The 19,049-nt window shown below is 61.0% G+C and carries 16 protein-coding genes and 2 pseudogenes; 8 read left to right on the top strand and 10 right to left on the bottom strand.

Translation table 11 applies throughout. From position 1 onward, the window contains the following. Positions 1-822 (top strand): alpha/beta hydrolase, encoded by an 822-nt coding sequence (locus tag NKJ20_RS15655; protein WP_352745126.1) that lies wholly within the window; start codon positions 1-3, stop codon positions 820-822. On the opposite strand, the gene NKJ20_RS15650 is transcribed toward NKJ20_RS15655, so the two are convergent. From NKJ20_RS15650 to NKJ20_RS15625, 6 genes are all read right to left on the bottom strand, one after another. Continuing rightward, positions 823-1,572, bottom strand: a complete 750-nt coding sequence (locus NKJ20_RS15650) for a ribonuclease activity regulator RraA (RefSeq protein ID WP_352745123.1) — start codon at positions 1,570-1,572, stop codon at positions 823-825. Positions 1,573-1,594: 22 nt separating this feature from the next. Beyond that, positions 1,595-2,758, bottom strand: a complete 1,164-nt coding sequence (locus NKJ20_RS15645; protein ID WP_352745121.1) for a mandelate racemase/muconate lactonizing enzyme family protein — start codon at positions 2,756-2,758, stop codon at positions 1,595-1,597. 33 nt (positions 2,759-2,791) lie between these two features. Next, positions 2,792-3,889, bottom strand: coding sequence for an ABC transporter ATP-binding protein (locus tag NKJ20_RS15640; protein ID WP_352745118.1), 1,098 nt, complete (start codon positions 3,887-3,889; stop codon positions 2,792-2,794). 10 nt (positions 3,890-3,899) lie between these two features. Beyond that, entirely contained in the window at positions 3,900-4,790 is an 891-nt protein-coding gene (locus NKJ20_RS15635; RefSeq protein WP_023679256.1) for a carbohydrate ABC transporter permease, read from the bottom strand. After that, a complete protein-coding gene (locus tag NKJ20_RS15630) occupies positions 4,787-5,746 on the bottom strand; it encodes a carbohydrate ABC transporter permease (RefSeq protein WP_352745116.1) in 960 nt (319 codons plus the stop codon). Before NKJ20_RS15630 ends, NKJ20_RS15635 begins: the two co-directional genes overlap by 4 nt. 76 nt (positions 5,747-5,822) lie before the next feature. Next, on the bottom strand, positions 5,823-7,301 hold the full coding sequence (locus tag NKJ20_RS15625) for an ABC transporter substrate-binding protein (RefSeq protein WP_352745113.1): 1,479 nt from the start codon (positions 7,299-7,301) through the stop codon (positions 5,823-5,825). Positions 7,302-7,510: 209 nt separating this feature from the next. On the opposite strand from NKJ20_RS15625, the gene NKJ20_RS15620 reads away from it, so the two are divergent. From NKJ20_RS15620 to NKJ20_RS15605, 4 genes are read left to right on the top strand one after another with little or no spacing between them, the layout of a single operon-like run. Beyond that, positions 7,511-8,221 (top strand): GntR family transcriptional regulator, encoded by a 711-nt coding sequence (locus tag NKJ20_RS15620; protein WP_023679253.1) that lies wholly within the window; start codon positions 7,511-7,513, stop codon positions 8,219-8,221. Between the two features lie 54 nt (positions 8,222-8,275). Beyond that, entirely contained in the window at positions 8,276-9,442 is a 1,167-nt protein-coding gene (locus tag NKJ20_RS15615) for a mandelate racemase/muconate lactonizing enzyme family protein (RefSeq protein ID WP_352449172.1), read from the top strand. Positions 9,443-9,498: 56 nt separating this feature from the next. After that, complete coding sequence (locus tag NKJ20_RS15610) at positions 9,499-10,860, top strand: mandelate racemase/muconate lactonizing enzyme family protein (protein WP_352745110.1); 1,362 nt, start codon at positions 9,499-9,501, stop codon at positions 10,858-10,860. Positions 10,861-10,877: 17 nt separating this feature from the next. Further along, positions 10,878-12,077, top strand: a complete 1,200-nt coding sequence (locus NKJ20_RS15605) for a mandelate racemase/muconate lactonizing enzyme family protein (RefSeq protein WP_352745108.1) — start codon at positions 10,878-10,880, stop codon at positions 12,075-12,077. Positions 12,078-12,352: 275 nt separating this feature from the next. On the opposite strand, the gene NKJ20_RS15600 is transcribed toward NKJ20_RS15605, so the two are convergent. After that, entirely contained in the window at positions 12,353-13,939 is a 1,587-nt protein-coding gene (locus NKJ20_RS15600) for a serine hydrolase (RefSeq protein ID WP_352745105.1), read from the bottom strand. 226 nt (positions 13,940-14,165) lie between these two features. Here NKJ20_RS15600 and NKJ20_RS15595 point away from each other — a divergent pair, with 226 nt between their 5' ends. Continuing rightward, a complete protein-coding gene (locus tag NKJ20_RS15595; protein ID WP_352745103.1) occupies positions 14,166-14,393 on the top strand; it encodes a hypothetical protein in 228 nt (75 codons plus the stop codon). A 294-nt stretch (positions 14,394-14,687) separates the two neighbouring features. Here NKJ20_RS15595 and NKJ20_RS34155 read toward each other — a convergent pair. Both NKJ20_RS34155 and NKJ20_RS15590 read right to left on the bottom strand, forming a co-directional pair. Then, positions 14,688-14,849 (bottom strand): annotated as a pseudogene (locus NKJ20_RS34155) (IS91 family transposase); the annotation flags it as partial. 21 nt (positions 14,850-14,870) lie between these two features. Then, the gene (locus tag NKJ20_RS15590; protein ID WP_156937426.1) at positions 14,871-15,179 is read right to left on the bottom strand and encodes a hypothetical protein; all 309 of its coding nucleotides are present in this window, start codon (positions 15,177-15,179) and stop codon (positions 14,871-14,873) included. Positions 15,180-15,267: 88 nt separating this feature from the next. On the opposite strand from NKJ20_RS15590, the gene NKJ20_RS15585 reads away from it, so the two are divergent. After that, positions 15,268-16,944 carry a winged helix-turn-helix domain-containing tetratricopeptide repeat protein gene (locus NKJ20_RS15585; protein WP_352645696.1) on the top strand — a complete coding sequence of 559 codons (1,677 nt, stop codon included), beginning with the start codon at positions 15,268-15,270 and terminating at the stop codon, positions 16,942-16,944. Positions 16,945-17,429: 485 nt separating this feature from the next. Here NKJ20_RS15585 and NKJ20_RS15580 read toward each other — a convergent pair. Then, a pseudogene (locus NKJ20_RS15580) lies at positions 17,430-18,061 on the bottom strand (tyrosine-type recombinase/integrase). A gap of 432 nt (positions 18,062-18,493) precedes the next feature. On the opposite strand from NKJ20_RS15580, the gene NKJ20_RS15575 reads away from it, so the two are divergent. Then, positions 18,494-19,049: ABC transporter substrate-binding protein (locus NKJ20_RS15575; RefSeq protein ID WP_352745100.1), on the top strand; the 556-nt coding region annotated here is incomplete at its 3' end.

The following is a 19,049-nucleotide window of genomic DNA, read 5'->3' as shown; positions in this document are numbered from 1 at the left end:
ATGCAAGGCGATCCCTTTCGCATCCGCGACCACGTCGCGGATTTTGACGAAATCGTGCAGGACTTCGTTGATCGCAGCGAGGTCGCCCGCGCCACCATTGCGATGACCGCTGACGTGGCCTACGGACCGGATCCGACCGAGACCATGGACCTGTTCTTTCCCGCGGGCAAAAGAACGGCGCTTCCGGTGCACATCTTTGTCCATGGCGGCTACTGGAGAATGTTCTCCAAGCGCGACTATTCATATATGGCGACGACGATTACCCAGGCCGGGGCCATTGCCGTCATCCTTGATTATGCTCTGATGCCCAAGGTCCGAATGGCGAGGATCGTCGACCAGGTGCGCCGGGCCAAGCAGTGGGTGCTCGCCAACATCGCCGATCATGGCGGAAGCCCGGCGGCCCTGACCGTCAGTGGTCATTCGGCTGGAGCCCATCTTGCAACGTTCCTGTTCGATAGGGCGCACACCCCCTCGAATGTAAGGGCAGCCCTTCTGTTGAGCGGGCTCTACGATTTGAAGCCGCTCCAGGATTCCTTTCTCGCCAACGAGATTGGAATAACCGACGAGGAAGTCGCCATGTTCACGCCGCTCGCCTGTCGGCATGATCCTCAAACCAAGGCGGCGGTTCTGGTCGGAGCCAATGAGACGCCACCCTTCCATCAGCAAGCCGATCGATTCGAAGCAAGCTTGCTGCGGCAGGGATCGTTGGTAACGTCGCATGTGCTCCCGAACCGCAACCACATGGACAGTGTCAGAGATCTCGGCGTGCCGGGGACCGGGGCTGCCGATTGCCTGGCAAAACTGATCGCCAAGGCCTGCTGACTAACTCGTGTTCTCCAGGCGATTTGTTTTGCGCCACTCCTCGTACTCCCCGCGGGCATCGTCATGCAGCGGATAGTAACGTTGCAACGGGCCGCCCTCCATGAGCTTCACTCGTGAGAATTCCTCCCAATCATGATGCTTTTGTGATTCTTCGATCACCTTCGGGGCCATCACGACGGGAAGTACCACCACCCCGTCGTCGTCGGCGACGATGATGTCGCCGGGGATCACCGTGACACCGCCGCAGGCAATCGGAACGTTGACGGCATTGGGATAGATGCTGGTCTGCACATGATAGTTTGGCGTCCAGCCGCGCAGCCATAGGGGCAGATCGAGCTTTTCGACATTGGGCCGGTCGCGCATGCACCCGTCGATGACGATACCCGCCCCGCCCCTGCCCTTGAAATACGTCGACATCATATCGCCGAAGACGCCCGAGCTCATATCGCCGCGCGCGTCGACCACGACCACATCGCCCTCCTGCGCGTGATAGAGCACGTGCCGGTGCAGCTGCGTCTCCGGATCGGCATATTCTCCTTCGGTGAAGAGGTCAGGCCGCTGCGGCAGGAACTGCAGCGTCAACGCCGGCCCGACGATCGACTTCCCGTGGTTTTGCGCCACCGGACCAACCATGTGCGGATTGCGGAAGCCCATGTGGCCAAGCGTGCCGGCTACCGTCGCGGCGCCGATCTCCCTTAGCGCGTCGATCAGGTCTTTAGGCGGCCGCATGATGTCGGAAGTATGCGTCATTGTGGACTCCGATTGAATGGAACTACCAGTTCGTAACAGAACCATCGCGGCGCTTAAGGTGAGGCGCTTCCCAGAAACGCAAACTCTGCGCCTGGACCGCAACTTCGTTGACCTCGACGCCGAGTCCCGGCAGATCGCCGACCGGGTAATCGGTCCCGTCGAGCCGTGGTTGCACGGGGAAGAAGTCGGAATTGTCGAAGCCCAGCTTTGTTTCGGGTGCCCTGGTCTCGAGCCACGCGAAGTTGGGTACCGCGGCAGCGAGATGCACGGTCGCGGCCGTGCACACTGGACCAAGCGGATTGTGCGGCATCAGGTCCACATAATGCGCCTCGCTCCAGCCAGCGATTTTCATCGCCTCGGTGAGCCCGCCGACATTGCAAACATCGATCCGGTTGAACTGATGGATGCCGCGCTCGATGTAGGGCAGGAACTGCCACTTGCTGGCAAATTCCTCGCCTATGGCAAATGGGATATCGGTCATCGTGCGCAGCGATTCATAGGCCTCCGGCGTTTCGGCCCGTATCGGCTCCTCGAGAAAATCAAGCACGCCGCGACCGAGCTTGTTGCAGAAGCTCGCCGCCTCTGCCACCGACAGCCGATGATGATAGTCGAGGCCGAGGACCACGTCGCTGCCCAGCGCCTCGCGCGCCTTGTTCAGCATACCCGCGGTAGCGCCGATGGACTCGCGCGGCTCGAAGATGTCCTTGCTGTTTTGCCCGAAGGGGAAGAAGCGGATCGCCTGCCACCCCTGCGCGCGAAGTTCGCGGGCCCGTTCGATGGCAATGTCGCCCTCGGCCTCGTCGCCGGTCGAGGCAAAGGTGGGAATGCGGTCGCGCTGCTTGCCGCCCAGCAGCTCGTAGACCGGCACGCCCAGCGCCTTGCCCTTGATGTCGTGAAGGGCGATGTCGATGGCGGAAATCGCCGCCTGAAGGACTCGCCCGCCTTCGAAGTACTGGCTGCGGTAAATCTCCTGCCAGATCCGCCCGATCTGCATCGGGTCGCAGCCGATGAGAAACTCGCGATAGTGCTCGACCGCGCCGGCCACGGCCCTCTCGCGACCGCTCAAGCCGCTCTCGCCCCAGCCGAAGATGCCCTGGTCGGTCTCGACCTTGACGAGCATCTGGTTGCGCGTTCCTACCCACACCGGATAGGGCTTGATCGCGGTGATCTTAAGCTTCTCAGTCATCCACGCCCACGTTTCACGCGCATTCGCCCTATCTCAGTTGGCCTTGAGGGCCATTTCAGTTTCGCCATCGAACAGATGCATCCGCTCCTGGTCGAACTCGAGCCAGATCTGCTCGTCGGGCGCGACGGCAATGTTCGGCGGCACGCTGACGTTGACGATGGCCCCGGACAGGAACGCCTGAACGAAGGTGACGTCGCCGGTCGGCTCGACCGTGTAGGCCTTGGCCGGGACGCTGCCTGGCACCGCACTCTTGTGCAGCCTGATCGTCGAGTGACGTGCGCCGAGCACGACTTTCCGGGTCGTCGCTTTCGCCACCTTTTGGGCATTGCGCGGTGAGAGCTCAAGGCGCCAGCCCTCGGCGCCGGTCAACACCGTGTTGCCGTTTGCCGTCGAGGCCTGCAGCGGAATAAGACTCATCGCCGGGCTGCCGATGAAGCTGGCCACGAACATGTTCACCGGATGGGCAAAGACCTGCGCCGGTGAATCGTATTGCTGCAGGTAGCCGCCATTCATCACCGCCATCTTGTCAGCCATGGTCACGGCTTCGAGCTGGTCGTGCGTCACATAGATGATCGTCGCCTTGAGGTCCTGGTGGAAACGCTTGATCTCCGACCGCATCTGCACGCGCAGTTTGGCATCGAGGTTGGACAGTGGCTCGTCCATGAGGAACACGGCGGGGTCGCGAACGAGGGCACGGCCAAGGGCCACACGCTGCTGCTGCCCGCCCGAAAGTTCGCGCGGCTTGCGCTCGAGCAGATGCGTCATGTCGAGCACTCGCGCCGCTTCCTTGACCTTCTTGTCGATCTCGTCCCTGGGGAGTTTGCGCATCTGAAGCGGGAACGCCAGGTTCTTGTAGACCGATTTCTGCGGGTAGAGCGCGTAGTTCTGGAACACCATTGCGATGTCCCGGTCCTTGGGGTCGAGGTCGTTGACCACCCGCTCGCCGATGATGATGTCGCCCGCTGTGATCGGGGTCAGCCCGGCGACGAGATTGAGCGTGGTTGTCTTGCCGCAGCCTGAAGGCCCGACGAGCGCAACGAACTCGCCGTCATTGACCGTCAGCGAGACGTGGTTGACAGCTTTGAAGCTGCCATAGCTCTTGACGAGATCTTGGAGGACCACGTGGGCCATCGGCAACTCCCTAGTGCTTGACCGCGCCCTCCGTAAGGGCGCGTACAAAGTATCGTTGCAGGACCAGGAACAGCACCACGACGGGCACGCTCATCATAAAGCTGGCCGCCATCAGGCCCGGAAAGTCCGTCGTATTTTCCGAGAAGAAGCGTTGGATGCCGACCGGCAGGGTCAACTGCTCGTTCTTGGAGAGGAAGGTGTAGGCGTAGATGTACTCGTTCCACGCGCCGATGAAGGAATAGATTGCGGTGGCGATGATGCCCGGCGTCGAGAGCGGCATCACGATCATGATGAAGGCCTGGAACCGTGTTGCGCCATCGATGCGCGCCGCCTGCTCAAGCTGCACCGGGATATTGTCGTAAAAGCCCTTGAGCAGCCAGATCGCCAGCGGCAGGCCAAAGGTGAGATAGGTGAGTATCAGTGAGCCATGCGTGTTTATCAGACCGATCGCGCGCATCAGGATGAAGAGTGGCACGAGGAAGATCACCGCCGGGAACATGTTGCGCAGCAGCACGGCAAAGAACAGGAAATTCCGGCCGGGGAAACTGAAGCGCGAAAACGCGTAGGCCGCTGGGACAGCCACGATCACCGAAAGGATTGTCGTGACGGTCGACACGAAAAGGCTGTTCCAGAAGAAGCGGAGGAAGTCCTGGCCGACGCTGTTCTGCGGATCGAGCAGTTTCTGATAGCTGGCGAGGGTAGGTTCGTCCGGCCACCATTGCGGCGGGAATTGTGTCGCCGCGAATCCGGACTTGATCGAGGTGATCAGCATCCAGATCATCGGCAACGCGGTATAAAGCAGCATGAACACGAGGAATATGCGCCCGGCCCACCGCCATCCGTCGACGCGCATGCGGCGACGGGTCTGGGCTCGAGGGGCTGTCTCGGCAATCGTGCTCATGCGCTCCCCTCTTTCCGCTCGTTGCCGCTTAACGCACGGACGTAGAAGTAGCCCAGCGTCATCAGCGTGAGGAACAGGAGCACCGAATAAGCCGATGCCACGCCCCAGCGCTGCCGTCCGAAGGCGAGCTCATAAATGTGGGTTATCCAGATATGCGATGCGTTCGACGGCCCGCCGCCGGTCATGATCCAGGGGATGATGAAGGAATTGAAGTTGGCCACCGCGAGCAGCAGCATCGTCACCACCGAGACGTTGCGCAAGTGCGGGAAGGTGACGTGCCAAAAGCGCTGCCATGCATTGGCACCGTCGACTTTTGCGGCACGCAGCAATTGGTCGGGGACTGTCTGCAGGCCGGCCATCATCATGATCATGGCAAACGGAAACTCGCGCCAGATATTGACGACGATCAGGGAGGGCAGCACCGTGCTGACATTGTCGATGAAATTCGGCGGCTGGGCGGCCAATCCGAGGCCGACCAGCACCGCGCCGATGATCCCGAAGTCCGAATGGTAGATCCACTTCCAGATGTAGGAGGCGGCGACGGCGCTGATGACCCAAGGGATGATCAGGACGGCGCGCAGGACACCACGGCCGATGAAGTCGCGGTGGAGCGCCAGCGCTGTGGCAAACCCCAGGACAAAGGAGATGAAAGTTGACCCCAAAGTCCAGATCAGTGTGTTCCAGGTGACTTTCCAGAACACCTGACTGGTGAGGATGGTCGTGTAGTTGTCGAAGCCGATGAAGGTCTTGTCGCGGAGTTGCAGGCCAGGCGGTGTCTTAAAGAACGACAGCTCGACCGTGTAGTAGATCGGATAGGCGATGACGATGAGCATCACGGCGATCGCTGGGAGCACGTACGCGTAGTCCGCGCGATGCTCCCAGACCTTCCGCAGCGCGCCGGACCAACCGGGTTGCAATCTTCGGCGAGCCTCGGCCTTGCCGGTCACGATCGTCACTTGTGGCGTGCCCTTTTTCTTCGGAACGAGGCGGCTGCGCCAGCGGCGCAGCCGTCAGTCGTAGATCCGGCCTGGACTAGAGTCCGCCCATCAGGTCTTTTACCTTCTTGGCCGCGTCGTCGGCTGCCTCGTTGACGGTCATCGCTCCGGTCAGGGCATTCTGCAGCATGTCCGGGATGATGATGTTCATGATCTCGGGGGCCTGCGGCAGAGCTGGGAACGGAATGCCGTATGGCAGCATCGAGGTGGTGACGTCGAGGAACTTGATGTTGTCCAGACGTTCCTTCATCCACTTGGTCTTGAAGCCGTTGAGGTTGCCCGGGTTTGATCCGGCGTAGGCCATCTTCAGCGACCATTCAGGGCTCGTCCACATGCAGATGATAGCTTTCGCAGCCGGCTCGTCTACCTTGCCGCCCTCGACATATTCGGGTTTCAGGATGTGAATGTTCGAGCCGCCGAACACGACGGCGCGCTTGCCGTCGGGACCAGTCGGGATCAGGCCGTAGCGCATGTTGTCGATGACCGTCTGCGCCTTGTCCTTGTCGGTGCCCGTCGCCTTTTTCTGCAGGTCGAGCATGACGTTGTAATCGGACGGGTGCGAGATCATCATGCCGAGCTGGCCGGCGACGAACAGGGGCTGGTTATCGGCCTGCTGGTTGGTGAGTGCCGAAATCGGAACCGACTTGTCGCGAACATACATGTCGTACGAGGCTTGCAGCGCTGCCTTGCTCTGCGGGCTATCGAGCTGGACCTGCTCATAGGTCGGGTTTGGCGTCGCTTCGTCGAAGACGCCGCCGCCATAGGCCCATAGCTGTGGCATGAAGCGGTACGGCGTATTGCCGGCATTCTTGCGAGCCACGAGGCCGTAACCGGCAATGCCAAGCTTGTCGTGGATCTGCTTGGAATATTTGACGACGTCGTCCCAGGTTGCCGGAGCCTTGTCTGGATCGAGGCCCGCACGCTTGAAGATGTCGGCATTCCAGATGAACGCCATCGTCTCATTGTTGGTCGGAATGCCGTAGGTCACGCCCTCCCAGGTCACTGCCTTCATGGCGCCGGGCCAGAAATCCTCGGTCGAATACCCCACGTCCTCTGGCTTGAGCGGCTGCAGATAGCCCTTTGAGGCGAACTCGGTACCACCCAGGATTTGCAGGCGGACCGCCATCGGCGCGGCATTGCCCAGGAGCGCGGTGCGGAACTTGTCGAGAAGGTCGTTATAGGTGAGGGCTTGTTCCTCGAGCTGGATGTTCGGATAGGTTTTGCGGAAGGTCTCGAAGAAATCCTTGTAGTACTGGCGCAGGAGGTCGGGGTCGCCCTCGAACACGCCCTGATACCAGAATGTCAGTCGCCCCTTGTAATCGAGCGGTGTGACCTTGGCGCAATCGGCCGCCGTGTCAAAGTCCTGTGTGCCCGCAATCGAGCGTACATATTCCGGCGACCACTTGCTCAGATCGACCGGCGGCGCACCCAGCGCCGAAGTAGACGTCAGGGATGCCATCAAAGCAGTGGCGACAGTGCCGCGCAGGACGGCACTGCCGAGCGCAATTCTCGTCATAGGTATCCTCCCTGGTTCTCCCATGCCGCCCTAAAGCGGTCCTTGCTCGTTTCGATCGCGAGGATGCCTCTTTCAACTCAGTGTATCCTCTCGATCGCTTGGTACGCTTTCAGATCATGGATTGCCTGTCAACGCGCAGAATCGTACATTGTTTGCGAAAGCCGTGTGTGATATCGGGCAAGGTATGTATTAAATTGGGGAGCCCGGCCTTGGCCGAAATAAGCGATTTCAAAGCGATGCCACCGGTGGGGACCGATCCCATCGGGGCCTCCAGCGAGGGCGCCTCGCTTTATGAATTGATCAGGGAAGATATCATCGAGGGACGGCTCGCTGCCAACGAACGGCTTGTCGTCACCGATCTCGCCCGGCGTCACGGCACTTCGACCAATCCTGTGCGCGAGGCCCTGCAGTTGTTGCGCGGCGAAGGGTTTGTCACCTTTGTCGCCAACCGCGGGGCGCGCGTGCGACCCATTGATCAAGATTTTGTCCGGGATATCTACGAGATCGGTGTTCTGATCGAGCCAGCCCTGACACGATGGTTTGTGAATATGGCTACCGGCGAGGACATCGCCGAACTCGAACGTCTCCAAGGCCTGATCGAAGAGAATAATTTCGCCGACACATTCAGGCATAGTGAGCTGGATACCGCTTTCCACACCGTGATGTACCAGCGGCACTACAACCGCCACGCCGCCGAGCTTTGGTGGAAGCATCGCGAAGTGCTGCGAGCCGTGAGCCGCCGTTTCAATTTCACGCTGGCGCGACGTGCCGCGATCATGCGCGAGCACCGCGAACTCATCGCGCTTGTGAAGGCGGGAGAGGCCGACAAGGCGGCCGAACTCGTTTCCCGCCATGTCGAGGGTTCGGGCCGGCATATTCTCGAACAGATGCGAGCGCGCAACGCCGCTCGGGCCGGATAGAATGTCCAGTCCAGAACATCGTTAACTGACCACTTCCAGGCAAAGGTAGTTGAGATGAAAATCACGAGCATTCGGCCGTGGCTGATCAAGTCCGATGCTTCCTACTGGGGAGAGTTCCTGTTCGTCGAAGTGACGACCGACGAGGGAGTGAGTGGCTGGGGAGAGATCACCACCACGACAAGGCTCGCCAACCGCGCTCTCTGCACGATCCTGCGGCAGATCGGCGTCGCCGTAACAGGCGAGGATCCGGCGCGTATCGAGCATCTCTGGCACAAGATCTTCCGCAGCTTCACCTACATGGGAAGCCGCGGCGCCGCCGTCGAATGCGTGAGCGCCATCGATATTGCCCTCTGGGACATCCGGGGCAAAGTCCTCGGCAAGCCGATTTACGAGCTGCTTGGCGGGCCGGTACGCGATGAAATCGCGCTCTACACCCATCCCAACCAGGCCAAATTCACCAGCAAGGAGGCTGTGGTCCGCGAAATTCTTGACATTGTCGAGTCCGGACACACTGCGCTCAAGTTCGATCCCTACCCCCACCAGGGCCGCAGCGCCGATGGCCTGCCCCGCGAACAGCGAGACGGCTACCTCGATGGCAGCATGACTCGCAAGGACGAGCGCGAAGCCGCCGAACTCACGGCTCTGATCCGCGAAACGGCAGGACCCGATGTCGACATTCTCATCGATGCGCACGGCCGCTTCGATGTCCCCACCGCCATTCGCCTCTGTCGGAGCCTCGAGGAGGCCGGCCAGATCGACTGGTTTGAGGAGCCCTGCCCGCCCGAGAGCCTTAACGCCCTCAAGCAGGTACGTGAGAAGGTCAATACCGCCATCTCGTGGGGCGAGCGCGGCCACACGAAGTGGGATTTCGTGCCGGTACTCGAGAACAGGCTCGCTGATTACATCATGCCCGACGTTACCTGGACCGGCGGCATTACCGAACTCAAGAAGATTTCTGCGCTGTGCGAAGCCTACTACGTGCCGGTCTCGCCACATGACGCCGCGGGACCGATCAACGTGGTTGCGGGAGCGCAGGTGATGATGACCGTTCCCAACTTCTACAAACTCGAAACATCGGAGTGGAACCTGGGCAAATACGATCACCTGATCGACAGACCACTCGACATTTCGAACGGCAGCCTCAAGCTGACGTCGAAGCCTGGTCTCGGTATTGAGATGGACCGCGACTACCTGCAGGCCCACGAGATTGAGCTGGGCTAGCAACACGCTGTGCCGGCCCAGGGTGCGGGACGACAAGCCGAAAACGAGGATAAGTCATGGCAAAGACAGGTGGCGCCGACGAAGCGCTCAATCGGGTGAACGCGAACTCCAAGCCATCCCAGCTTCGCATTACCGACATGCGGGTAGCCGAAATCGTCGGCGCGCCGTTCACCTCAACCCTGCTCAAGATTTACACCAACCAGGGCATCGTCGGGCTTGGCGAGGTGCGCGACGGCGCCAGTGCCACCTACGCGCTGATGCTGAAGAGCCGGCTGCTTGGCGAGAACCCTTGCGACATCGACCGCCTGTTTCGCCGGATCAAGCAGTTCGGTGGCCACGGCCGGCAAGGCGGCGGCGTCTCGGCGGTCGAGATCGCGTTGTGGGATCTCGCCGGCAAGGCCTATGGCGTTCCCATCTACCAGATGCTCGGCGGCCGGTTTCGGGAGAAGGTGCGCGTCTATTGCGACACCGACGCTACCGTGCCGAGCGGCACCGAGACCGGCAAGCGCCTCAGGCAGCGCATGGCGCTCGGCTTCACCTTCCTCAAGATGGATCTGGGGCTGATGCAGATCGCGGATGTACCCGGTGCGGTCGTCTCCCCTGCCGGTTCACTTGAAGGGTACCGCATCCATCCCGGCCGCGGCCCGGTCAAGACCATGGCGGAGCGGCGCGCCCGCAATGCCGCTTACGATTTGCATAACGTCCCCCATCCGTTTACCGGCCTCCACTTTTCCGACAAGGGCCTCGACCTGCTTGAACAGTACATTGCCGAGGTTCGCGATGTTATCGGCATGGATATTCCGCTCGCCATTGACCATGTCGGCCACATCTCGCTGCAGAACGGCATTCGGCTCGCCAGGCGGATTGAAAAATACGTGCCGGCCTGGCTCGAGGATGTGATCCCATGGCAGTACACCGAGCAGTTCCGGCAACTGCAGGCCGCCACTACGGTGCCGATCTGCACCGGCGAGGACATCTACCTTAAGGAAGGCTTCGAGCCTCTGCTCAAGAGCGGCGGCCTCTCCATTATCCACCCGGACCTGCTCACCAGCGGGGGCATCCTCGAGACCAAGAAGATCGGCGACATGGCCCAGGACCACGGCGTCGCAATGGCCATCCATATGGCCGAAAGTCCGATCGCCGCAATGGCCGCGGCACATGTCGCGACCGCGACCGAAAACTTCATGGCGCTCGAATACCACTCTGCCGATGTCGACTGGTGGGACGATATCGTCACCGGCGTTCCCAAGCCGCTCGTGAAGGACGGCTTCATCACTGTTCCGGACAAACCTGGCCTGGGGATTGACGACGTCGTCGACGAGGTGATCTCGCAGCATCTGCAGCCGGGTGTCACCGGCATCTGGCAGCCCACGGATCACTGGGACAACGAGTATTCCTGGGACCGTATTTGGAGCTGAGGCGAAAAGAACCGAAGATGAAGATCACCGATCTCCGCTGCGCCGTCATCGGCAAACATCCCATCGTCCGCATCGTTACCGACGAGGGCCTCTATGGCCTTGGCGAAGTCGAGTTCACCAAGACCTATCTCAAGCCTTGGGTGCTGCATTTCCGTGAGGCGCTGATCGGCGAAGACCCTACCGACGTCGAGCGGGTGATGCTGAAGATCCGCCAACGCGGCTCTTTCAAGCCCTATGGCGCGGCGGTAAGCGCTATCGAGCATGCGCTGTGGGACATAGCCGGCAAGGCCGCAGGCGTGCCGGCCTACAAACTGTTCGGCGGCAAGGTGCGCGACAAGGTGCGCGTCTATAACGGCTCGATCCGCCAGAAGCGAACGGGGGACCGGCCGGAGGATTACGCCGCTGACGTGAAATGGATGATGGAGCAGCCGCAGAATTTCTTCATGATCAAGCAAGGGATCTCGTTCCACTCCAACATGAAGGACACCATCGAGGACTTCCATTACGGCGTGAAGCAGAATAAGGCCGGCTACCACGGTGCCATGGATCAGGGCGTGATCAGCGAGCGCGGTTTCAACCACATGCTCGACTGCGTGATCGCGATGAAGGAAGTGCTGGGCGACAAGGTCAGCCTGGCGCTCGACTGCGGCCCGGGCTGGATGCTGCCCGATGCGATCAAGTTCGCTCGCGCGGTCGAGAAGTACAATTTGATGTGGCTCGAGGACATGCTGACCGGCGACTATGTGCCGTGGGTCAATCCGCAGGCGTATCGGGAGTTGACCACCTCCACCTCGACGCCAATCCATACCGGCGAGCAGATATACCTGCGGCACAATTTCAAGGAGCTGATCGAAACGCAGGCGGTGCGCGTCATCGGCCCCGATCCAGCCGATATTGGCGGCATTGCCGAGCTCAAATGGGTCGCCGAGCACGCCTGTATGCACTCGATCCTGATGGCACCGCACGGCACCGCGAACGGCCTTCTCGGCCTCGGCGCGCTGATCAACGTCTGCGCCACCCTGCCCGCCAACTACATCGCGTTCGAATACCCGAGCGCCTCCGACCCCTGGTGGGAGGACCTCGTAATCGGCCTGCCGTCACAGATCGTGAAGGACAGCATGGTGGACTTGCTGGAAGCGCCGGGGCTGGGCCTCGACATCGACGCCAAAGCAGCCAGGAAGTATCTCGGGGATGAGGATGCGGGCTTCTTCGACTGAACCATGCTTGCGCCACACTGCACCGCGCGGACTGATTCTCGCAAATTGGCATCCAGAATGACCGTTTCGGGGCCGGTAGCCGTCGGTCTGCTTCGGATCAGCGGCTGGCCAAAGCCGACATGACTTGTCGGAAGCTCCCGAGCAAATGCCGGCTTCCTGATTTCCATGCCCGGAAGCGAACCGTCACAAATCCGCCATCTCAGGCATCATCTTGCAGACGGCCGGTTCGCCTTTTCGACGGCATAGGGTGTATGGAGCACCCGACGCCCCCACCCCTACCTCTGAAAATGCCCCAACCCGTTCTCATTGAGATAGTCCACCGTCATCACCCGCGCGCGAATGCCGCCGGGGGAACCAACGAACTTCACCGATGACAGCGAGCCGGTCGGCGCGTTCTCTCCGCGGGGCGTGAGGGCGTAGGTGTCGCCGTCCCAGTGTTCGAGCGTGAACTGCATGGGCTTGGGGCCGAGTTCGAGCATCAGCTTGTCGGCATCGGCCCGCACGGTGGCGGTGTCGAAATAGTTGCTCGTATATTGGCCCTCGTAGAAGGATGGACTGCGCGCCTTGGCGGGGTTCGTCGGCTTGTCCTTGCCTGCGAGGTCGCCCACCGGCTTGTAGTAGCCCATGAACCGCGGCTTGATGTAGGGATACCAGTCGCGGGTGACCTGGCCATATTGCACGACGTCCATGAAGCTGGCGGCGACCGCCTCGGCGGCGCCGACGGGCGAGCCGTTGGTGAGCACGACGATGCCGACATCGGCCGAGGGCAAGATCTGGAAGGTGGTGCCGGCGCCGAGCAGGAAGGCGCCGGAATGGCCCATGGTGGTGCGCCCATTGGCGTTCACCCCCACATTGAAGCCATAGCCATAGGAGCTGGCCCGCGTATCGGGCGTCTCGCCGCGGTAGGTCACGCTCTGCGGTGTGATGGCGGGCTGCAGGATCTTCGGGTCGATCATGGGCTGGCCGTTATAGGTGCCGTCGCCAAGCAGCAGGATCATCCACTTGGCAAGGTCCTGGGCGCTGGAGGAGACGCCGCCCGCCGGCGCCTGCTGGTCGGGGTCGCGGTCATAGAGCGGCTCGAACACATTCTCCGCCACGCGCGCATGCAGCAGGGCGCGGTTCTTGCCGGCGGCAATGAAGTCCTCGTGCCGATAGCTGCTCGAGCGCATGCCGAGCGGATCGAACAACAGGCTCTTGGCCAGCGGCTCCCAGGGCTGTTTCTCGGCGTGGGCCACTGCCTCGGCGCCGATCGTCGTGCCGAAATTGGCGTAGTGATAGGAGATGCGGAAGGGATCGAGCGGCACCATCCACAGGCTCCCGACGATCTGCTTGCGCTGGAAGCCGAGATCCTCGAGTTCGTCGCCCGCCGCCATCGGCAGGCCCGAGCGATGGGCGAAGAAATCGCCGATGGTGGCGTTGCCCGAGACATAGTCGAGATTGAGGCGAAAGCCGTCCCAGACCTTGCCGACCGGGGTATCCCAGTCGAAGCTGTGGTCCTTCGTCATGGCGATCGCGGCCACCGTGGCCGAGATCGACTTCGACACCGAGGCGACCTGGAAAATGGTGGTGCTGCTGACCTTAGAAGTGTCGTCCCGGTTGTCGCGAAGGCCATAGCCCTCGTCAAAAATCATTTTGCCGCCATGCACCACCGCCACGGCGAAGCCGGGAACGTCGGATGCTTCCTTGACTTTCTTGACGATGTCCGGCAGCGCGGCCAGCGCCTTCTCGACACCGCCGGGATACAGCTGCACAGCATCCTGCGGCGGCGATGGCCCAAGCTCCGGCAGGCAGGACTGCGCGGCTGCCATGGCGGGCAGCATGGTAACGAGGGAAAGCACGACGAGAGCAGCGGCCTTCTTCATTGCATGTCCTCAAACTTGCACCGGCAGATGATCGGATCATACGCGGCAAGATGAAAGATGGTTACAGCTATTTTCTACTGATATGTTTAAGTTCAAAGATCAGACAGAGACGGCGGCTGCGTGTCATGTGATTTCGGGACCTGGTGAAGTATCCGTGTTACCTACGCGGGCGGCAATTGGATGGGACTGCGCGGGAGAACGTCAACTTTCCAAGCCCGAGCGGCAAATGGCATCCGATCACGAGTTGTTCGCCAACGGGCTGGCCGCCAACCAGAAAGTCATCGAAGCCAGCTATATGGCCCATCGCGGGGCCCTATGGCCTGCTGCATGGAGTCCGATGGCCGAGGGGCCGGGACGCTTCGTCTTCACCGATCTTGCCTGCGGCACGGGGCCGTTTGCTGTCCGTCCGGTTATTGCCGCAGGACCAGTTAAAGCCGCCGTTCGGCTCACGTGAAGAGTTTCGGGCGCCGGCAGGCGTACGAAAGTCCCCGAGGAAGGAACCCGCGGGCCGCAGACGATGGCTATGGGGATTTCGGATTTCGGCAGACGTCGGCGATGGCGTGACCGCCGTCGGGAAGCGCTGGGGTGAATGCGGACAGACCGCTTCGTTGCGCCCCCGCGCGGTGTTGTCGGCTTGGTCGGCAGCTGGACGCGACCTCTTCAGCACCGAGGATCATCATGGACGTGCGTCGACCCGTTGCCGGAGGCTGAGTGCCTGCAGCTGAAGGCTGAACCATTCCATGCCGGGTCATGGCGTGCTGCTCCCGGTCGACCGGGAGCCGTGTGGTGGTCCGCGCGGTTGCCTCCACCGTTCAAACAGCTCGATGACGATCATGCGGCCGCCGCAGCACGGGCACGGCGGGCGGAAGTCGTCCGGTTCGTCGGGGTCGCCGTCGTCGGGCGGCGCGGCAGGGGCAGTCGAGGATCGCCCTCACTGACCCTCCTGGGTAAGTTGGAAGATACTGGCCGTCCGAGCAGGACCAACGTTAGTTAGCTCACAGTACGTGAAAGAAGCAAAAGAACCCGGTTGCGGCGGAAGAAATTCCCCCTGGTGCTTCCATGCGAGGCAGGTTTTGATCGTGTCGAAAGATTTTTGTTCTCGGCGTTCATCGATGCGGCCATCGATAAATACAAGAGAAATTACATGCGCGGTTGCATTTAGAGATTGAGGATCTGCTTTCGCAGCCGTTGGCACTGCCAAGAGAAGAGCCAGAGCGATGATGAGCTTGGTGCGATTCATGTCGTCCTCCGTTTCATCCGGTGCTGCTGGGGTCGCTTGGAGGCGAAGGCCGAATGGGCTAGACTAGGAAGCGCGCCAGGAAGGTGAAATGTCCCGAACGGCCCCTGAAATTGACCTGAAATCTGCTGAAACGATCACGTTCCGCGGTTTCGTCTTCCTGACCAAAAGCAAAGAACTCCGAACCGTCGAAGGCAAAGCGGTCAATCTTCGCAGCCAGTCCGCCGAGGTGCTCTCGGTGCTCGCGGCGCGACCGGGCGAAATCGTGTCCAAGGATGCTCTGATGCAGGCGGTTTGGCCCGATACCTTCGTGACCGACGACAGCCTCACTCAATGCATTGCCGATATTCGCCGCGCGTTGGGGGACGACGCGCACGTGATGGTGGAAACCGTCCCAAAGAGAGGCTACCGACTGAACGCCGATCTATCGGACGCGGCGGACCCAAACGCCGCAGCCGGCACGGAACGTGCCAGGACCCGATTCTCGCAGCGCGGCTTCATTCTTGCTGCACTCGCTCTCCTTGCGGCAGCGATCGGCGCATACTACGGCGCGGAAGCCTGGCGAGCCGCTCCCGTTCGTTCGAGCGACATGCCCAGGATTGCGATCCTTCCCTTCGACGACATGAGTGCAGGTGCGGACAAGGGATATCTCAGCGATGCCGTTGCCGAGGGGATCATCACCGAGCTGGCGCGGAGCAAGACTTATGCCGTCATCGCCCGGAACTCGAGCTTCAGGTACCGCGGTAAGCCGATCGACGCCAGACAGATTGGAGATGAACTCGGCGTCGACTACCTGCTCGAAGGCAGCCAGCAGAAGATCGGAGACCGGCTGAAAGTGTCCGCCCAGTTGCTGAATGCGCATGACGGATCACATGTCTGGGCCAACTCCTACAACCGGGAGATTGGCGATCTTTTCGTCGTCCAGGAGGAAATCATCCGCACGCTTGCGGATCGGGTCGGAATAAGGATCGAGCGACCGTTGCCACAGAGCGATGCCGCGCAGGTCAGCGCGCTCCGCTATTACCTGATGGGGAGGGCCAAGATCGGAGAGGATATCTCAGCCGAGGGGAACGAGCTGTTAAGGCAGTTCAGCCTCAAGGCGATCGAAGAGGATCCGAACTCCCAGTTCGGCTATATCGGGCTGGCCTGGTACTATCGCAATGACGCGGTATTCGGGTGGCACGCGCAGGAACACAACCGGAACGAGGCGTTGAAACTCGCTGCCAAATACGCCGACAAGGCCATCCTGCTCGCTCCTGATGACGCAGAAGCGCATGAGGTCCGCGCCAGCATCCACACCGAAGCCGGAGAGGTCGAGCAGGCCCTTGCCCAGTACGATCAGGCGATCGCCTTGAACCCGAGCAACTCGCATATCCTCGTCATGAGTACGAACGTGCTGCTGTATGTTGGCCGCGCCGACGAAGCGATCGATCGGATCGAGCAGGCCAAAGGCATCGATCCCTTCCACCCTGACTGGTTTCACTGGCAGATGGGCTGGGCGCTCTGGGAAAAGAACGATTGTGGGGCGGCGCTGGCTGCGATGCGGAAAATGTCCAGGATCCCGAGCGGCGCACAGCGCATGCTTGCGGGGATCCACGCTTGTCTAGGAAACAAGCGAGAGGCAAAGGAAGCGCTTGCGGTTTTCCTCCAGAACACTCCCAGTGAATCCATCAGTAAAGAACGCAGGGAGTGGGACAAGATTTGGACCGCACCCGGAAGCCTCGACCGCTGGATCAAGCAGATGCGGTTCGCGGGGTTGCCGGAGTGACGGCCGACCGTATGCGGCCCAGCAGAAGTCATGGGCTGCAAACGACCCTTGAAGTGGGCCACGAGCGCTGGTGGCCCTCACGCTCAGGGCGCCGATGCGTACCAAACACCTTCATTTCCTCAGTTTTATGTTGCGACTTGCCAGGCTGGCCGATGGCCAGCCTGATGCGGCCGCGGAGACGAATCGCGGTAATGCGCCAGGCCCATCCGCGCTTCACACTCAAGGTCTTTCGTCGCTAGGAACCCTACAGGGAGGCGGAGGTGCTCGATAAGATTGTCACGCTCCTGCGCCGTGCCGGTATTCCGGACTGACCTTGGTCGTCTACTTGCCGCCTCGCCTGAACCAGTGACAGCTGCGTCCGCAATTACTATCCTGGCGACGCATGCCGCTGCGTCCGCTTTGGGGAATCAAAGAACGCGAGCCCGATGACCGACATCGGCGCATTGCCGATCGCGGCTCCACCAGTCGAGCGGAGCCGCTTGTGGTCAGGCCTCTGTCGCCTCGGATAATGCGAGCGCATCTTCTACATCCACACCGAGATACCGCACCGTGTTCTCGATCTTGGTGTGGCCGAGCAGGATCTGCACCGCACGGAGATTGCCTGTCGCCTTGTAGATGATGGAGGCTTGGTGCGGCGAAGCGAGTGCGTGCCATACTCTTCTCGGCGCAGACCGATCGCCGACACCCATTCATCCACCAGTCGTGCATATTGGCTCGTGCTCAAATGCGCGGCGGCATCAACACCACTGGGAAACGCGAAGTCGTCCACTGTTCCGCTACGTCTCTCAAGCCATGCCAACAGACTTGCTCGCGCATCTGACGTGATACTCGAACTGAACCGGTCGCCGGTCTTCTGCTGAACCACCATTGAAGCGGGCCCGGATTTCCGGACCCGCCACAAGCATACCGATCTTGATCTTCACTAGGTCGCAACCCCGCAGCTTGCTGTCGATCGCGAGGTCAAGCAGGCATGATCCCTCATTCGTCCTTCGCGATTGAGGAAGAAGCGGATTGCCCACATCTGCCGCGGCTTCGGGGCTCGCTTGGCTCCGACCTGCCGACCAGCGTTCCATACCGGCCGCCCCTTGGCTGCCGGATCGTATTGTGAAATGCCCATCGTCATTCTCCTTCGGCCAATATTGGCCATTGGAGAAACGATCCGAGGGTCTCGGGCGCGGCGTGGCCGACAGCGGAATTGCGGCTTTTGGCGTCCCGCCAGCACCTCGCTGTCAGTGGGAGACCGTTTGCGCGGTTGCGAATGGCCACTTCGAGTTTACTGCGGCCGGCCCCACCCGCTGAACGTCCGCTATCGTTCTTCGGACGCGGATTGGCGTAGTAAGTTTTGCGCTCGCAACCTACGCAAATTGGGCGTATCGTCGGTATATCGTCGGTTGCTAATACATGGGCCGGCGACTGAGAGCGCAAGACTCCCGCATCGGACTAGGCGCGCTAGGTTCCACAACCACTCGTCGCGCTCTGCCTCTGCCGAACCTCTTTTGCTCGGTTCCGGCCAGTATTGCCTTTTGCCAATCGGAAGAGGAGCGTTCTGATGCAGATCATCCAAACCCGCCGCCGATTCCTGGCCGGCGCTGCAATGGCAGGCGCTGCCGGTATCGTCGGACTTCCAGAGTCACTCCACGCGGAACCGCCGTTGGAAACGACCACGGTTCGTCTGCCGCGGTGGGTTGGTGGTTCCTACTGCTGGGCAGGCGCGTTCATCGCCGGAGAACTGATGCGCGCAGATGGCTTCACCGACGTTCGGTACGTAGAAGCCGACAGAAGCGTCGACCAATCGGAATGGATCGCACGCGGTGAGACCGATTTCTCTGTGAACTTTCCGCCGAATCAGATCGCGTCGATCGACGCCGGCGTGCCGATCAAGGTGCTAACCGGGTTGCACTCGGGATGCCTCGAACTGATCGCCAAGGAGAGCATCCGCAGCGTCACGGATCTGCGGGGTAAGAGGGTGGGGGTGGATGGTTTCAACAACTCGCGACACATGTGGCTGACGCTCATGTCCGCGTATGTCGGGCTCGATCCCGTGAACGATATCCAGTGGGTCTTGACTAAGGACGTCAAGCCCACGGAACTCTTCATCCAAGGGA

This window comes from Mesorhizobium sp. M0185 (genome assembly GCF_040322175.1).
In the GTDB taxonomy this organism is placed as follows: Bacteria; Pseudomonadota; Alphaproteobacteria; order Rhizobiales; family Rhizobiaceae; genus Mesorhizobium.
This window is presented reverse-complemented; position numbering and strand designations above follow the sequence as displayed.

Excerpts from the sequence above, each read along its gene's own strand:
- NKJ20_RS15655 (WP_352745126.1), top strand. The coding sequence starts at position 1 with ATGCAAGGCGATCCCTTTCGCATCCGCGACCACGTCGCGGATTTTGAC.
- NKJ20_RS15650 (WP_352745123.1), bottom strand. The coding sequence starts at position 1,572 with ATGACGCATACTTCCGACATCATGCGGCCGCCTAAAGACCTGATCGAC.
- NKJ20_RS15645 (WP_352745121.1), bottom strand. The coding sequence starts at position 2,758 with ATGACTGAGAAGCTTAAGATCACCGCGATCAAGCCCTATCCGGTGTGG.
- NKJ20_RS15640 (WP_352745118.1), bottom strand. The coding sequence starts at position 3,889 with ATGGCCCACGTGGTCCTCCAAGATCTCGTCAAGAGCTATGGCAGCTTC.
- NKJ20_RS15635 (WP_023679256.1), bottom strand. The coding sequence starts at position 4,790 with ATGAGCACGATTGCCGAGACAGCCCCTCGAGCCCAGACCCGTCGCCGC.
- NKJ20_RS15625 (WP_352745113.1), bottom strand. The coding sequence starts at position 7,301 with ATGACGAGAATTGCGCTCGGCAGTGCCGTCCTGCGCGGCACTGTCGCC.
- NKJ20_RS15615 (WP_352449172.1), top strand. The coding sequence starts at position 8,276 with ATGAAAATCACGAGCATTCGGCCGTGGCTGATCAAGTCCGATGCTTCC.
- NKJ20_RS15610 (WP_352745110.1), top strand. The coding sequence starts at position 9,499 with ATGGCAAAGACAGGTGGCGCCGACGAAGCGCTCAATCGGGTGAACGCG.
- NKJ20_RS15605 (WP_352745108.1), top strand. The coding sequence starts at position 10,878 with ATGAAGATCACCGATCTCCGCTGCGCCGTCATCGGCAAACATCCCATC.
- NKJ20_RS15600 (WP_352745105.1), bottom strand. The coding sequence starts at position 13,939 with ATGAAGAAGGCCGCTGCTCTCGTCGTGCTTTCCCTCGTTACCATGCTG.
- NKJ20_RS15595 (WP_352745103.1), top strand. The coding sequence starts at position 14,166 with ATGGCATCCGATCACGAGTTGTTCGCCAACGGGCTGGCCGCCAACCAG.
- NKJ20_RS15590 (WP_156937426.1), bottom strand. The coding sequence starts at position 15,179 with ATGAATCGCACCAAGCTCATCATCGCTCTGGCTCTTCTCTTGGCAGTG.
- NKJ20_RS15585 (WP_352645696.1), top strand. The coding sequence starts at position 15,268 with ATGTCCCGAACGGCCCCTGAAATTGACCTGAAATCTGCTGAAACGATC.